The 14018-nt window shown below is 65.7% G+C and carries 15 protein-coding genes and 1 pseudogene; 5 read left to right on the forward strand and 11 right to left on the reverse strand.

The genetic code is table 11. The features are described 5' to 3' along the window. Nucleotides 1-56: 56 nt before the first annotated feature. Complete coding sequence (locus HMPREF2550_RS05305) at nucleotides 57-455, reverse strand: SHOCT domain-containing protein (protein ID WP_038592207.1); 399 nt, start codon at nucleotides 453-455, stop codon at nucleotides 57-59. A 232-nt stretch (nucleotides 456-687) separates the two neighbouring features. Here HMPREF2550_RS05305 and HMPREF2550_RS05310 point away from each other — a divergent pair, with 232 nt between their 5' ends. Next, entirely contained in the window at nucleotides 688-999 is a 312-nt protein-coding gene (locus HMPREF2550_RS05310; protein ID WP_007000757.1) for a transposase family protein, read from the forward strand. A 123-nt stretch (nucleotides 1000-1122) separates the two neighbouring features. Continuing rightward, nucleotides 1123-1311: pseudogene (locus HMPREF2550_RS11830) on the forward strand (IS256 family transposase); the annotation flags it as partial. 251 nt (nucleotides 1312-1562) lie between these two features. Here HMPREF2550_RS11830 and HMPREF2550_RS11835 read toward each other — a convergent pair. The 5 genes from HMPREF2550_RS11835 to HMPREF2550_RS05330 all read right to left on the reverse strand — a co-directional run bounded on the left by HMPREF2550_RS11835 (nucleotide 1563) and on the right by HMPREF2550_RS05330 (nucleotide 4974). Further along, complete coding sequence (locus tag HMPREF2550_RS11835) at nucleotides 1563-1664, reverse strand: 30S ribosomal protein bS22 (protein WP_003855542.1); 102 nt, start codon at nucleotides 1662-1664, stop codon at nucleotides 1563-1565. A 229-nt stretch (nucleotides 1665-1893) separates the two neighbouring features. Further along, nucleotides 1894-2085, reverse strand: coding sequence for a helix-turn-helix domain-containing protein (locus HMPREF2550_RS05315; protein ID WP_038588022.1), 192 nt, complete (start codon nucleotides 2083-2085; stop codon nucleotides 1894-1896). A gap of 188 nt (nucleotides 2086-2273) precedes the next feature. After that, nucleotides 2274-3179 (reverse strand): pyrroline-5-carboxylate reductase, encoded by a 906-nt coding sequence (proC, locus tag HMPREF2550_RS05320; RefSeq protein WP_083319784.1) that lies wholly within the window; start codon nucleotides 3177-3179, stop codon nucleotides 2274-2276. A 68-nt stretch (nucleotides 3180-3247) separates the two neighbouring features. Beyond that, nucleotides 3248-4018, reverse strand: coding sequence for a phage holin family protein (locus HMPREF2550_RS05325; protein WP_070790127.1), 771 nt, complete (start codon nucleotides 4016-4018; stop codon nucleotides 3248-3250). Continuing rightward, nucleotides 4018-4974 carry a Ppx/GppA family phosphatase gene (locus HMPREF2550_RS05330; RefSeq protein ID WP_070764541.1) on the reverse strand — a complete coding sequence of 319 codons (957 nt, stop codon included), beginning with the start codon at nucleotides 4972-4974 and terminating at the stop codon, nucleotides 4018-4020. The genes HMPREF2550_RS05325 and HMPREF2550_RS05330 overlap by 1 nt, the downstream gene beginning before the upstream one ends. A gap of 33 nt (nucleotides 4975-5007) precedes the next feature. Between HMPREF2550_RS05330 and HMPREF2550_RS05335 the strand changes: the two genes are divergently transcribed. Further along, complete coding sequence (locus HMPREF2550_RS05335) at nucleotides 5008-5904, forward strand: DUF3109 family protein (RefSeq protein ID WP_070790128.1); 897 nt, start codon at nucleotides 5008-5010, stop codon at nucleotides 5902-5904. Here HMPREF2550_RS05335 and HMPREF2550_RS05340 read toward each other — a convergent pair. The 3 genes from HMPREF2550_RS05340 to HMPREF2550_RS05350 are packed head-to-tail and all read right to left on the reverse strand — an operon-like array spanning nucleotide 5901 to nucleotide 8587. Beyond that, nucleotides 5901-6590 (reverse strand): response regulator transcription factor, encoded by a 690-nt coding sequence (locus HMPREF2550_RS05340; protein ID WP_070764539.1) that lies wholly within the window; start codon nucleotides 6588-6590, stop codon nucleotides 5901-5903. The genes HMPREF2550_RS05335 and HMPREF2550_RS05340 overlap by 4 nt on opposite strands. Before the next feature lie 19 nt (nucleotides 6591-6609). Then, nucleotides 6610-7821: a sensor histidine kinase gene (locus HMPREF2550_RS05345; protein ID WP_070790130.1), complete on the reverse strand. Its 1212-nt coding sequence runs from the start codon at nucleotides 7819-7821 to the stop codon at nucleotides 6610-6612. A 19-nt stretch (nucleotides 7822-7840) separates the two neighbouring features. Continuing rightward, nucleotides 7841-8587, reverse strand: a complete 747-nt coding sequence (locus HMPREF2550_RS05350; RefSeq protein ID WP_070764537.1) for a phosphoglyceromutase — start codon at nucleotides 8585-8587, stop codon at nucleotides 7841-7843. A 90-nt stretch (nucleotides 8588-8677) separates the two neighbouring features. On the opposite strand from HMPREF2550_RS05350, the gene HMPREF2550_RS05355 reads away from it, so the two are divergent. After that, a complete protein-coding gene (locus HMPREF2550_RS05355; RefSeq protein ID WP_070790131.1) occupies nucleotides 8678-9844 on the forward strand; it encodes a chymotrypsin family serine protease in 1167 nt (388 codons plus the stop codon). Here the strand turns inward: HMPREF2550_RS05355 and mshA are convergent. Beyond that, nucleotides 9841-11109, reverse strand: a complete 1269-nt coding sequence (gene mshA / locus HMPREF2550_RS05360) for a D-inositol-3-phosphate glycosyltransferase (RefSeq protein ID WP_070790132.1) — start codon at nucleotides 11107-11109, stop codon at nucleotides 9841-9843. The genes HMPREF2550_RS05355 and mshA overlap by 4 nt on opposite strands. A 15-nt stretch (nucleotides 11110-11124) precedes the next feature. Then, nucleotides 11125-12120, reverse strand: a complete 996-nt coding sequence (locus tag HMPREF2550_RS05365) for a MinD/ParA family ATP-binding protein (protein WP_070790134.1) — start codon at nucleotides 12118-12120, stop codon at nucleotides 11125-11127. A gap of 169 nt (nucleotides 12121-12289) precedes the next feature. On the opposite strand from HMPREF2550_RS05365, the gene HMPREF2550_RS05370 reads away from it, so the two are divergent. Beyond that, nucleotides 12290-13990: a long-chain-fatty-acid--CoA ligase gene (locus HMPREF2550_RS05370; RefSeq protein WP_070790136.1), complete on the forward strand. Its 1701-nt coding sequence runs from the start codon at nucleotides 12290-12292 to the stop codon at nucleotides 13988-13990. The last annotated feature ends 28 nt before the right edge of the window (nucleotides 13991-14018 follow it).

The following is a 14018-nucleotide window of genomic DNA, read 5'->3' on the forward strand; positions in this document are numbered from 1 at the left end:
GGTACTTCTTCGCCCTCGGACCGCGACGCTGCGGCTGGCGAGTGAGCGGACCAGGGTCAGACCGAGGAGAGCGCCCTTGCCTTGATCTGGTCGAACTCCTGCTGGGTAATCGCTCCCGAGTCGAGAAGGGCCTTCGCCGAGGCGATCTCATCGGTCGGGCTCGATCCGGCGGAGCCGCCGGCGACGGACTTGATGTACTCCTCCTGCCGCTGCTGGAGCTCCTGGTGCGCCTCGGCCGCGCGGTCGGTCATCCCCCGACCTCGAACAAGCAGGTACGCGAGCATTCCGATGAACGGCAGCGCGACGATGAACACCACCCACAGCGCCTTCGCGAAGCCGCCGAGGTCCTTGCTGCGGAAGAGATCTCCGAAGATCCACCACAGGGACATGAACCATGCGAAGAAGATGAAGAACTCGAACATGGCGAGTAGGAATGAGCCGTTGTCGTCGAACATCTGCTGACTGCCTCCTGACTGGATGGACGCTGGCCGAGCGGTCCACGCGGACCCCAGCGCACGACGGTTAGGAACAAGGACGTGCCCGGGCCGTCGCCGAACCACGTTAGCAGATCTTCCTCACCAAGCGTGGTAGCCGGGTTGCGACGCGCTGACCGGGTTGGGCTGGTGAAGACGGACCTGGGACTCCACGATTCGTAGCGACCAAGCAACGGATCGAGAGGAGTCCCAGGTGAGTGTTGAGGCTACCGTCCTGCCCGCTGCGATGCTCGGCATCTCGGGGTTGGTGGTGCTTGCCGCCGGTGAGTACGGCGGTGAGCTGGAGCTGTTGGTGGAGACCTCCGAGTCGGTGACCGGGTGCCCGCGGTGCGGGGTGGTCGCGGTGGCCCGCGGCCGGCGTGAGCATCTGGTGCGTGACATCCCCTCGGCGGGGCGGCCGGTGCTGCTGGTGTGGCGCAAGCGGCTGTGGCGGTGCGCCGAACCGGCGTGCCCGCAACGTACCCGGTCAGTACACCTAATAAAGCGACGTCAGTACGTTCGCTAATGCTCGAGCTGATCTTTCATCGCTCGTACCTCTCGGCTGCCAGCGTGGTCACTTATTCGCAACCGCCCACCGTGCGTTCTCTACACCCCTCACCGTTGCACCCGCGTGAGACTCTTAGACGGACCTGACGATCCACTCACGATCGCCAGGCAGTGCAATTTCGGACAAGACCAACTCGCCAAAGTCAACGATCTTGCCGAAGAAGACCACAACAAAGCCGACCAAGAAACAGGACGACCAGCCTTCTACGACAACGCTATCCCAACCGAATACAACCACTCGATACGAATCAGAAAAGGCCCCATGAAATAGCACAAAAAGTGTCCGACCGACGACACGCCGACCGGACACACATTTTGCTACTTAACCCCCGAATACAACCACTCGATAGGAATCAGAAAAGGCCCCATGAAATAGCAAGCAAAGTGTTCGGCCGACGACACGCCGACCGGACACACTTTTTGCTACTTAACCCGGAAATCGGCCCCGCACTGATGTCGACATTTTCACGCGCACAGCAAAACACCCGCCCCAACAAATGGGACGGGTGCAAATCATAAGGCTTACTTGCCCAGCTTACGACGCTGCACGCGGGTGCGGCGGAGCATCTTGCGGTGCTTCTTCTTGGACATGCGCTTGCGGCGCTTCTTAATAACAGAACCCATGGGGCTTCCTCGTTTCTTGTGTACGTACAGTGCGAGTCAGCGCGACCACCACCCCCGCATAAAACGGGGCTAGCGGGCCAGCACGAGGTGCACGCTCTGCCGGGCGCGCGCCAACTTCAGTGGTTGACAGCATACCGCGCGGCCTGCCGCCACCAAAAATCCGGCGCCAGGCCCCATGACTAGTGGGCACCCGACGCCGGAGGTGTTGGTAGCGCTTCGCGCAGTGATTCTACCCCACGTCGTAGACGGAGGACTCGAGGTACTCGTTGACCGCGGTCTCGTTCACGCGGAAAGAACGGCCCACGCGCACTGCCGGCAGCTCGCCGGAGTGCACCAGGCGGTACACCGTCATCTTCGAAACACGCATGATCTCCGCGACCTCTGCGACTGTCAGAAACTTACCTTTATCTTCGTTTGCCATGAAATATATAACCCTTCAGCACGGTCGCGCTGTAGGCTTCCCCTCCCACAGGACGAACACGCACGTGCTTGAACCACCCTATCGTGAAACCAGGGCCGAATGCGACTCAAGTGCCAAAATTTTTCAGAGTGTTTTCAGTCGACCCCAACACACTCGTGTGAAAGGTGGGGTTTACGCGCCTTGACGCGCTACTTGCGCCCCATCTCCGCCGAACGCTCCGCGCAGGCCTCCGTCGCTCGGTAGAGCGCGCCGCGCAGGCCCGACTCCTCCAGTTCACGGATCGCCGCGACGGTCGTGCCCGCCGGCGAGGACACGCCCGCCCGCAGCGCCGCCGGGTCCGGCGTCTCCTCCAGCATCGCGCCTGCACCCGCTGCGGTGGCGGAGGCGAGTTGGGTGGCGAGGTCGCGGCTCAGGCCGAGGGACACGCCGGCGTCGACAAGCGCCTCAGCGAGCAAGAAGAAGTAGGCCGGGCCCGAACCCGACAGGGCGGTGACCGCATCCAGCTGGTGCTCCTCGACCTCCACGAAGGTGCCCGCGGCGGAAAGCAGCTCCGCGATCTGCGCGCGCTGCTCGTCGTCGACGAAGCGGCCGAAGGCAGCGGCAAGCACGCCCTTGCCCACCAGCATCGGGGTGTTCGGCATCACGCGCACGATTGGCGCGCCCGCCGAGGAGACCGCTTCCTCCATCGCGTGCAGGCAAATGCCTGCCGCCATCGACACCAGCACCGGCTGAGTGTCCGCCTCGGCGATGTCGGTGCTCACCTCGTCGAGGAGCTCGAGGATCTGGTACGGCTTCACGCACAGAAAGACCACGTCCGCCTCCGAGACAGCACCGTTGTTGTCATCCGTGACTTGCACGCCGTAGCGCTCGGCCAGCTCCTGGCCGCGCTCCGCCGTGCGGTTCGTCGCCGTGATGCGCTTCGGGTCGATCCCGCTGGCCACCAAACCCGCAAGAAGGGACTCACCGATGCTCCCCGCACCGATAATCGCGATCTGGCCGCGAAACGCGGGCTCGGCGGGCTGCTCGGCGTCCTTCGCCGCCACCTCGGGCTGTTCTTCGACGTCTGCTCGTTGTCCGGTAGTGCTCTGTTCCATGCAGCACAGCGTAAACCCTCCGACCAAGCACGCGCTCGGCGGAGGGTGAAAGGGGGGTATCGCGCCCGCTAGATCAGGGCCGGGCCGAAAGCCATGACCGCGGCGGCGATGCCCGCCATCGTCACGGTCAGCGCGTCGTTGCCAGTGCGCAGCGCCTTCACGCCGAAGATCACCGCGACGACGGCGACGATGCCGGCAATGACAGCCACGGCAGTCGCAGCGTTCGCCCAGATCCACTGGAACGCCAAAAAACCCAGCACGCCGAGGATGAGACCGAAGAAGACGAGCAGCACCAGCATGATCGGGTTGATCGTATCGTCTGCGTCATCCGCGGAGTCTGCGGTCGCGGACTTTTTGGGTGCAGCAGGCGCGGCCGAGTCTGCGGCGGCGGACTTTTTGGTGTCTGCCGAGTCTGCGGCCGCGGACTTTTCCGGCGCGATCTTGACCGGGCGGGAGACACCGGGGCCCACCTTGGGTAGGACTGCGGTCTCGTCAGCAGAAGGTGCCGAAGGCTCAGCGGAGTCTGCGGCCGCGGATTGCTCCGGGCGCTTCACCTCTACCTTCTCCACCTCTACCTCGCGCGGGGCCGAAGCTGCACCAGAAGCTGCACCAGAAGCCTTATCCTTAGCCTGCTCCTCCGGCGGGTCGATCGGCACGCTCGAGTGCTTCGGCTCGGGCGGTCGAGCGTCCACGCGTTTAAGGGAGCCGGTGAGCTCAGCAACCGAGACGCCGCCCTCTTCCAAGCTCCGGCGACGCCGACGGCGCTTGCCCGCCTCGGGGTTATCCTTCTGGGCCCGGGCGAGCAGCTCCGCTACTGTCAGCTGCTGATCCTCAGACATTAGGCGTGGTCTCCTTCGTCATCTCCTGGGGCGAGTCCCTGGTCAATCCGCTTCAGAATGACGCCTTCGCGCAGCGCCCAAGGACAGATCTCTAACTTATCAAGATTAAGGGCACGCATGGCGGCTTCCGCGACCAGGGCCCCCGCAACGATCTGGTGGGAGCGATCCGCGTTGATGCCCTCCAGCTCAGCGCGGTCGGCCGCCGTCATGCGCGAGATGAAGGCAATCAGCTGGCGCAGGCCAGGCGCGGTGAGCGTGCGCTGCACGTATGGGCCGGCTGACGACGGCGCCGCACCGGTCAGGCGCGCCAGCGAGCGGAACGTCTTCGACGTACCGACGGCCAGGCCTACCTCCCCCAGCGCGTGGAACTTTTCGGCCGGGCCCGCGAGCTCCGCGTCGATGTAGTCGCGCAGCGCATTGATCTTCTTGCGCTCCGGCGGGTCCGTGTCGAACCACTCGTGGGTCAATCGGCCCGCGCCCAGATCCAGGGAGACGGCAAGGTCCGGCACCTCCTCGCTGCCGGTGGACAGCTCGAGCGAGCCACCGCCAATGTCCAGGTTGGTGATGCGGCCGGCGGACCAACCGTACCAGCGGCGCACTGCCTGGAAGGTGGAGCGGGCCTCCTCCTCGCCGGAGATGACTTTGAGTTTGACCCCCGTCTTCTTCTCCACCTTCTTCAGCACGGCCTCGGAGTTGGTCGCCGAGCGCACTGCGGAGGTGGCGAAGGCGAGCAGCTCGTCGCACTTGAGGTTTTCGGCTAAGCCCCGGGCTTCGTCCACGGCGTCGATAAGCTTGGCGACGCCCTTGTCCTCAATATTGCCGTCCGCATCGAGCTGCTCCACGAGCCGCAACGGCTGCTTCCAATCGCTCATCGGGGTCGGGCGGCCACCTGCGTGGGCATCCACCGCCACCAAGTGAACGGTGTTGCTGCCAACGTCTAATACACCTAATCGCACACCACCAGGGTAATGGGTCTACGGTGTTGAGGTGTGAATCAACCAGCCTCCAATGAAGTTTTTCTTGGATTTCCCGCCACCTCCCCCGCCGGAAAATCCATCCTGGCAGGGCGGGAGACACCCCCGGACTTCCCCCGCGAATGGTTCGAATTCGTCCACCCGGACGACCCCACCCACTACTTCAGCCTGGACCTGACCTGGCTGGAATCCACCTGGTCCTGCCGCTTCGGCACGCCCGAGTGCTTGGGTATCGACGAGAGCTTCCCCGTCGTCGGCTGCTGCATCCACGGCGCCTACATCGCCGATGAGACCGACCGCGACGACCTCTACAACGCCGTGGCAGAAATGCCCGCAAAGTACTGGCAGCTGCGCCCGGCGGAGACCGATTCCTACATCGCCAACGCGGACCCGACCGTGCTCGAGCCCTGGCTGGAGTGGGACGACACGGAGGAAGAGGACGACGGCCCGCACATCAAGACCCGCGTGGTCGACGGTGCCTGCATCTTTGCCAACCGGACGAAGGAAGGCAGCGGGCCGGGCTGCGCGCTGCACCAGTGGGCCATGGCGGAAGGCCGCAACATCATCGGCTCCAAGCCGGAGGTGTGCTGGCAGGTGCCCTTCTCCCGGGAGGACGCCTACGAGGAACGCTCCGACGGGGAGGAGATTCTGCGGACCACCATTGGCGAGTACGACCGTCGCCAGTGGGGCGGGGGCGGCGAAGACTTCGACTGGTGGTGCACCAGCGCCCCCAGCTGCCACACCCCGCAGGGTGAAGGTGCGGCCACCCCGGTGTGGCAATCAATGAAGGACGAGCTCACCGCGCTGATTGGTGAAAAGCCCTACGAGGTTGTGGCGCGCCACTGTGCCGCCCGCGCGAAGGCACCGCGCGAGGCGAAGTCCATCCACCCCGCAGCGGAGACCGGCGCTTAGGCCTCGAACTTGTAGCCCAGGCCACGCACGGTGACCAGCTGCTTGGGCTTCGACGGCTCCTCCTCGATCTTGGTGCGCAGGCGCTTGACGTGCACGTCCAAGGTCTTCGTGTCGCCGACGTAGTCCGCGCCCCAGATCCGGTCGATGAGCTGGCCGCGGGTCAGCACCCGGCCGGCGTTGCGCATCAGATACTCGAGCAGGTCGAACTCTTTGAGAGGCATGGGGACCGGCGTGCCGTCGATAAGCACTGTGTGCCGCTCGATGTCCATCTTCACGCGGCCGCCCTCCAGGATTTCCTGGTCTTCGGGCTGTGCCTGCTCCCCCTCGCCGCCGCGGCGCAGCACCGCGCGGATGCGGGCGATGAGCTCGCGGGTGGAATAGGGCTTGGTCACGTAATCGTCCGCGCCGAGCTCCAGGCCCACCACCTTGTCGATCTCCGTGTCGCGGGCCGTGACCATAATGATCGGCACCATCGAGGTGGTGCGCAGGGACTTGCACACCTCCGTGCCGCTCATCCCCGGCAGCATGAGATCGAGCAGGACCAGGTCCACCTCGTTTGCGGCGAAGGACTCCAGTGCGCTCGGGCCGTCCGGCGCAACGAGCGTGTCAAAGCCTTCCTTCTGCAGCAGGTAGGCCAAGGGATCAGCCAAAGATTCTTCGTCTTCAACGATGAGAATGGTGGTCACTGTGGTTCCTTACATCTTCCTAGTTCGAAGTCGGATGCTGCGCGGCCCCAACGCCCGCGTCTGCGGCACTTGCAGCACTTGCGGCAGCACGCTCCGGGTCGAAGATCGGCAGCTCGATGGTGAACGTCGATCCCGTGCCGGGACGGGACCATAGTTTGATGTTACCCCCGTGGTTGGCCACGACGTGTTTGACGATGGCCAAGCCCAAACCCGTACCCCCGGTACTGCGCGAGCGCGCCTTATCTACCCGGTAGAAGCGCTCGAAGACGCGCTTCTGGTCCTCCGGCGCGATCCCGATCCCCCGGTCGGTCACCCGCAGGTGCAGCACCGTGCCCCGCATGACCTTCTGGGTCACGCTCACCGGTTTGCCGTCCGGCGAGTAGTTGATCGCATTGGAGACCAGGTTGGACACCGCGGCAGTCAACAGCGAGCGGTCCCCCAACACGTGCAGTCCGGTGCGCTCGCCGCGGATGAGCTCGATGTCGCGGTCCTCGGCGGTGACGTGGTTGCGCTCTAACGCGTCGTCGATGACCTCGTCGATGCGCACCGGCGACATGTCCGGCAGACGCTCCGCCCCCTGCAGCTTGGACAGGGAGATCAGATCCGTGATCATCTCCCCCATCCGGTGCGCCTCCTTTTGCAGGCGGGTGCCGAAGTAGTCGACCATCTCCACGTCCGAGGGGTCTTCCATCAGCGCCTCGGCCAGCAGCGCCATGCCGCCAACCGGGGTTTTTAGCTCGTGGGAGACGTTGGCCACAAAGTCGCGGCGCGCGTTTTCCATGCGCACGTTCTCCGACTCGTCGGTCACGTACACCGCCGCATAGGAGTTCTGTGTGAGCGTGAGCGGTTTGATCACCGCGCGCACGTTCCGAATCCGGCTACCCGTGGCGCGCTGCGGCAGGTCCAGGTTTAAGAGGTGCTCCTCCTGGTCCTCGAAGACCTGCTCTGCAACAGACCACACCTCGGGGTTGACTGTCCCGTCGTGCACGATCGACATGTCGTGCGCACGCGCGTTGGACAGCGCCACGCGCCCGGAGCGCTCCACCACCGCGACTCCGGTGGGCGAGCCTTGGATGGCCAGGTGGTACATCTGGCTAATCGAGCTGGTTTCCTCGCTGGTCTCGTCGCTGTAGTCGCGGTTGCGCTCACGCCAACGCAGCGCCCGCTGCACCAGTGGTGCGGCGAGCGCTGCGACGCCAATGCCTAGAAAGAAGGCGATCAGTGGGGACATGCAGGCAAAAGTGGGCGAACTACTTCTGGCCCTGGTTTGCCACTGCAGCGGCACCGGCGGCAGCCGCCTCCGGGTCCAGGTAGGTGCCGCCCGGGTTGAGTACCTTGCCCTCCGCGTCAATCTCGTAGACCAGCGGCATGCCCGTGGGGATGTTCAGCCCGGCAATCTCTTCCTCAGAGATGTTGTCCAGGTACTTCACCAGCGCGCGCAGGGAATTGCCGTGCGCGGCGACCATGACGTTCTTGCCCGCGAGCACCTCCGGCAGGATCACGTCAATGTAGTAAGGCAGGAAGCGGGCCACCACGTCCTTAAGGCACTCGGTGCGCGGCACCTCCGGCAGGAAGGAGTAGCGCACGTCGTGCGTCTGCGAGTACTCGTTCTCCGGGTCAATCTCCGGCGGCGGGGTGCCGTAGGAACGACGCCAGGTCATGAACTTTTCCTCGCCGAACTCATCGCGGATCTCGGCCTTGTTCAGGCCCTGCAGCTTGCCGTAGTGGCGCTCGTTCAGACGCCAGTTACGGTGCACCGGAATCCAGTGGCGATCAGCGGCGTTCAACGCAATGTTGGCCGTGCGGATCGCGCGGCGCAGCAGCGAAGTAAACACGACGTCCGGCTCGACGTTGTGCTCCTTCATCAGCTTGCCGGCGTTCACCGCTTCCTTCTCGCCCTGCTCAGTCAGGTTGACATCGACCCAGCCGGTGAACTGGTTGGACTTGTTCCACTCGCTTTGCCCGTGACGGACAAGAATCAGCTTTCCGTTGCTCATACCCCCAGCATGCCACGAATCGCGGACCCGTGCTTTAGAATCGTCACATCTACCACCCGATACGCTGACGTCTACTAGCAAAGGCACCCTGTGAAGTTACGCCGCTTTCGCGCAGCCACGCTCGCCGTGCTCGCCACCGCACTCATCGCCCCACTCGCCCCTGCTGCACAAGCAGCTGAGCCCGCGCTCGTCGCCCCGGGCGGCGCGTTCCGCGTGTTCGCGCAAGACCCGCCGAAGCACCTGCCCGCAGGCGGGGGTGTCAACGTGGTCATCCCGCCGGAGGCCTCCGCCGCAGCGTGCTCCCAGGGGCCGAACGGCACGATCCGCGGGCAGCGCGTCATGCTCACCGCCGGTCACTGCCTGGCAGCAGACAAAGACAGCCCGAAGATGGGCGAGCGGGTCACCGTGCCCGTCAACCGCCAGTACGTGCCCATCGGTACGCGCGGGAAGGTACACAAGCCCACCGACTACGAAAACACCTTCTGGCCGCACGAGTTCTTCTGGGACACCATCAACACCGACGACTGGGGCATCGTGCAGCTTCACGACGGCGTGCCGGCCACCAGCCTCTCCCAGTCCCGCGATGCGGGCGGCCGCACTCACGGCGCGCCGGTGCGCCTGCGCAGCATCCGCGACCGGCCGACCCTGCCACACAACACCTTCAGCACCGACAACTTCGGCGAACCGATCTGCAAGGACGGTGCCACCACGGGCCGCAGCTGCGGCACCCAGATCGGGCGCAGCCGCAACGGCGTCTACAGCTGGGGCCTGTACTACGGCTTCGGCGACTCCGGCGGCATCAACTACGACCCCAACGACGGTGCCGTCGTGGGCGTGACCTCCATGGGGCTCGGGCCCCTGGGCAAGGCGCAGCCCGCCGACCGCATTATCGAGACCGCCTACGGCGTGCCCGACGGCCAGGTCAACAAAGAGTTCAAGCTCGAGGACTCCACCGCCCCGCACGCCAACTTCACCCCGCTGAACACCGAGCAGCAGCGGATCACCGACACCGTCAAGCGCGAAAACCCGGACCTGCAGCTGTACACGCCCGAGGAGGCCTGGAACAAGGCTATCGACGCCGCGCAGACCGACGCCGCCATCGTCGCCGATCGCGCCGGCAAGGTCCGCACCATCGATGAGGCCCAGAAGCTGGCGGACACCGCAGCCTTTGCCGCTAACCACCACGCCGCCCAGCTTTCCGCCACCGGCACCAACTACGCAATTAGCAACCTCGCGGGCATGGGCAGCTCGAACTAGCCGCCGATGGCGCGGCGCTCGCCCGCGCCCGGCGCGAAGTCGGCGATCGTCTCCTTGTACACGCCCACCAGCGTCTTTGCGCTTTCCTGCCAGCTGAAGGTAGCGGCGTGGGCGACGGCGGCTTCGCCCATGGAGATCCGCAGCGCGTCGTCGCTAAGCAAAGCCCCAAGCGCCTCTGCCCACGCGCCAGGCTCATGCCCGTCCACCAGCCGGCCGGTGGACCCGTCCGCGACGGCGAGCGGGAGCCCGCCCACGCGCGCGGCGACAACCGGCGTGCCCGTGGCCTGTGCCTCGACCGCCACTAGGCCGAAGGACTCGTTGTAGCTCGGCACGGCGACTACATCCGCCGCCTGGTATACCGCCACCAGCTCCTCCGGTGGCCGCGGGCCGAGGAAGCGCACGAGGTGCGCAACCCCTTCCTCCCGCGCGAGCTGCACGTAGCGCTCGACGCTGGCACCGCTTCCCGACGCCCCGCCGCAGATCACCGCGCGCAGCGGCAGCTCCGGGTGTGTGCGGTGCAGCTCGCCGAGCGCCCGGATGAGTACCTGCGGGCCCTTGAAATCCTGCAACCGGCCCACAAACGCGACGACCTTGGCGTGCAGCGGGATGCCCAGCTGGCGGCGGGCAAGCTCCGTGTTGCGGTTCGTGCCCGGGGTAAACAGCTCCGTGTCGGCGCCCGGGGTGACCACGCGGATCTTGCACGGGTCGACGTCGTAGTGGCGCGCCAGCTCCTCGATCTCGTCCTCGGTGTTCACCACGAGGCAGTCGGCGTTGTCCACCAGCTGCTGCTCGCAGATGCGCCGGGCCTCGGCCTCGGTCTCGCTATTCGACGCCGCGTTTTTCACCGCGGCCCAAGTGTGCCCGGTGTGCACGAGAGGGATCCCGGCCAAGTCCGCGAGCAGCCAGCCGACCTGCCCGGACAGCCAGTAGTGCGAGTGGATCAGGTCGTAGTCCAGGTCGTGGGCGCGGGTGAATTGCACCACCCCGCCGGCGAACGCGGCCAGCTGGGTGGGCAGCTCCTCTTTGCTTAAGCCCTCGTAGGGGCCGGCCACGATGTTGATCACCCGCAGGCCCTCACATACCTCGACCACCTCGCCCTGGCTGGGACGGGTGGCGCGCGTGTACACGTCGACGCACACGCCCTGGCGGGCCAGGCCCTTGGCCACGTTAAAGGTGTAGACGTTCATGCCGCCAGCGTCGCCCACGCCCGGCTGCTCCAAAGGCGAGGTGTGCATTGAAATCATCGCGACGCGTAGTTGGCCCATAAGGCCCAAGCGTACTTAGTGGGCGGCGTGCTTGTGCCAGGCACCGAAATCGCTGGCCATATCGGCGGCGAGGTGCTGGTAGGCGCGCTTGGTGTCGGTGGAGAGCCGGTCGAGGTCCACCACCGCGCCCTCGGCCAGGTGCCGGTCGTACGGGATCGTGTGTACCGCCCGGGCGCGGGAGGCGAAGTGCGCGGAAAGCTTCGCCGTGTCAATGGTGGGCCTGCCCGGCGCGGCCGCGGAGATCACCACGGTGGAGTTGGCGGCCAGCTGGTCGTAGCCGTGCAGGTTCAGCCAGTCCAGGGTGGCCGAGGCGGACTGCGCTCCGTCGAGCGCGGGCGAGGTGACCAGGACGAGCGCGTTGGCCAGGTCGAGCACGCCCGCCATGGCGGAGTGCATCAGGCCGGTGCCGCAGTCGGTGAGAATCACGTTGTAGTGGTGCTGCAGGATGTCGATGGAGCGGCGGTAGTCCAGCTCCGAGAAGGCCTCGGAGACCGCCGGGTCGCGCTCGGAGCCGATGACCTCGAGCCGGGACGTGGCCTGGTTGGTAAAGGCGCGCACCTGCGGGTAGCGCGAGGTATCCGGCGCGGCGAGCAGGTCGCGGATGGTGGCCGGGCTGATCGCCGCGGCGCGCTGCGCCAGGGTGCCCAGGTCCGGGTTGGCGTCGATAGCGATGACCCGGTCGCCGCGGGTCTCGGCGAACACGCCGCCGAGCGCCACCGTGGTCGTGGTTTTGCCCACCCCGCCCTTCAGACTCATCACCGCGATGCGGTAATCGCCGCGCAGCGGGGCGCGGATCCCGGCGATGAGCCGCTCGTACTCGAGCTCCTTGCGCGACCCGCCCGGATTGATCCTGCCCCGGCTGGCGGCGTGGACGAGCTTGCGCCAGCCTGCTTTCGGTGGTGCTTTGACCGGGTCGACCAGGTTGGAGTGGTCGAGCGCGGGTGGCGGCGCGAGCTCGACGGTGTTCTCGCTGTGAGCAGCGCGTCCAGCGGGCTCAGCATACGTGGTCATGAAATTTTCCCCCCAATTTTCCCCTCGTATGTGTTGGGCACCAAGCCTAAGGCAGGGTCGCGGAGCCTGCAACGGGAGCGAATAATTTTCCCATTCACCCCACAAAGCTACAGTTGCGTAGGTTATACTCGCACCCTGTTAGTTGCCAACAACTAAGGAGATACGACGTATGGGAGCGCGCGAGACCGCCAGGCCCTGGATCCAGCAATACGCCGCATGGACCGACCCGAACCCCAAGATCGGGAGCGACACGCTGGTCAGCATGTTCAACCGGGTCGTGGCCACCACGCCGAAGAATCCAGCCACGTGGTTCATGGGCAAGACGCTCACTTATGAGGAGCTCAACGCCAAGGTCTCCCGCTTCGCCTCGCAGCTCTACGGCCTCGGGGTGCGCGCCGGCGACCGCGTCGCAGTCGCCCTGCCGAACTGCCCGCAGCACATCATCGCCGTCACCGCGATCCTCCGCCTGGGTGCTACCGCGGTGGAGCACAACCCGCTGTATACCGCCTACGAGCTGCGCAGCCAGTTCCTCGACCACGGTGCGAAAGTGGCCGTCGTCTTTGACCGGCAGGCCGAGACCTTTACCACGCTGACCGAGCAGACCCCGCTGGAAACGGTCATCTCGGTCAACATGATCGAGGAAATGCCCTGGACCACCAAGGCGGTGCTGTCCATCCCGATCGGCCCGATCAAGTCCAAGCGCAAGGAGCTCAGCACACCCGCGCCCGGCACGATCAGCTTTTCCAGCCTGATTGCCACCCCGCAGCAGGCAGTACCGACGCCGCAGGTGGAGCCGGAAGATACCGCGATCATGATCTACACCTCCGGCACCACCGGGGAGCCCAAAGGCGTGCCGCTGACCCACCGCAACATCGTCTCCGTGCTCACGGCCGGTCTCTCCTGGCTGGAGAACTGGGGCGCGGTGGAGGAAAAGGTCCTCGCTGTCCTGCCGCTGTTCCACATCTACGGCTTCGCGCTTAACTACGGTCTGCCGCTGACCTGCGGCGGGCAGATGGTGCTCGTGCCCGCGCCGAAGCCGGAACTCTACCAGCCCGCCATCACCAAGACCCGCCCCACCGTCCTGCCTGGCGTGCCCACGCTCTACGACCGCATTATCGACTGGGCGCTGGAGTCGGGTGCGGACCTCTCCTCTATCCACACCTCCATCTCCGGCGCGGCGACCCTGCCCGCACCCACCATCGAGCGCTGGGAGCAAGCCACCGGCGGCCGGCTGATCGAGGGGTACGGGCTCACCGAGACCTCGCCCATCCTGGCCGGCAACCCGCTGGACGGCTCCCGCAAGCCCGGCTACATCGGCCTGCCCTTCCCCAACACCGATATCCGCATTGCCAACCCGGATAACCCGGCGGAGACGATGCCGCCCGGCGAGCCCGGCGAGCTGCTTGCCCGCGGCCCGCAGGTCTTCGGCGGCTACTTAAACAAGCCGGAGGCCACCGAGCGCGCCTTCCACGACGGCTGGTTCCGCACCGGCGACATGGCCGTCATGGAGGAAGACGGGTGGATCAAGCTGGTCGCCCGCATCAAGGAGATCATCATCACCGGTGGCTTCAACGTCTACCCGGACGAGGTCGAGCAGGTCATGCGCGAGCACCCGGACATCACCGACATCGCGGTGGTTGGCCGCCCGCGCGAAGACGGCTCGGAGGATGTCGTCGCGTGCGTGACGCTTCGCGACGGTGCGGCGCTGGACCCGGACGGCATGAAGGCCTACGCGCGCGAAAGGCTCACCCGCTATAAGGTGCCGCGTACCTTCTACCACTTCGAAGAGCTCAATCGCGACCAGACGGGGAAGGTGCGACGTCGAGAAGTGCAGGAGACGCTCATGGGCATGCTGAACGCCGACAGCTAAGCGCGCCGCACCCCAAAAGCTACGGGAG

Source organism: Corynebacterium sp. HMSC074A01 (genome assembly GCF_001831515.1).
GTDB lineage: Bacteria > Actinomycetota > Actinomycetes > Mycobacteriales > Mycobacteriaceae > Corynebacterium.

Bases quoted from the DNA above. Each gene is read 5' to 3' on its own strand.
- mshA (WP_070790132.1), bottom strand. From the start codon at position 11,109: ATGGGCCAACTACGCGTCGCGATGATTTCAATGCACACCTCGCCTTTG.
- HMPREF2550_RS05350 (WP_070764537.1), bottom strand. From the start codon at position 8,587: ATGAGCAACGGAAAGCTGATTCTTGTCCGTCACGGGCAAAGCGAGTGG.
- HMPREF2550_RS05370 (WP_070790136.1), top strand. From the start codon at position 12,290: ATGGGAGCGCGCGAGACCGCCAGGCCCTGGATCCAGCAATACGCCGCA.
- HMPREF2550_RS05315 (WP_038588022.1), bottom strand. From the start codon at position 2,085: ATGGCAAACGAAGATAAAGGTAAGTTTCTGACAGTCGCAGAGGTCGCG.
- proC (WP_083319784.1), bottom strand. From the start codon at position 3,179: ATGGAACAGAGCACTACCGGACAACGAGCAGACGTCGAAGAACAGCCC.
- HMPREF2550_RS05325 (WP_070790127.1), bottom strand. From the start codon at position 4,018: ATGTCTGAGGATCAGCAGCTGACAGTAGCGGAGCTGCTCGCCCGGGCC.
- HMPREF2550_RS05345 (WP_070790130.1), bottom strand. From the start codon at position 7,821: ATGTCCCCACTGATCGCCTTCTTTCTAGGCATTGGCGTCGCAGCGCTC.
- HMPREF2550_RS05365 (WP_070790134.1), bottom strand. From the start codon at position 12,120: ATGACCACGTATGCTGAGCCCGCTGGACGCGCTGCTCACAGCGAGAAC.
- HMPREF2550_RS11835 (WP_003855542.1), bottom strand. From the start codon at position 1,664: ATGGGTTCTGTTATTAAGAAGCGCCGCAAGCGCATGTCCAAGAAGAAG.
- HMPREF2550_RS05305 (WP_038592207.1), bottom strand. From the start codon at position 455: ATGTTCGACGACAACGGCTCATTCCTACTCGCCATGTTCGAGTTCTTC.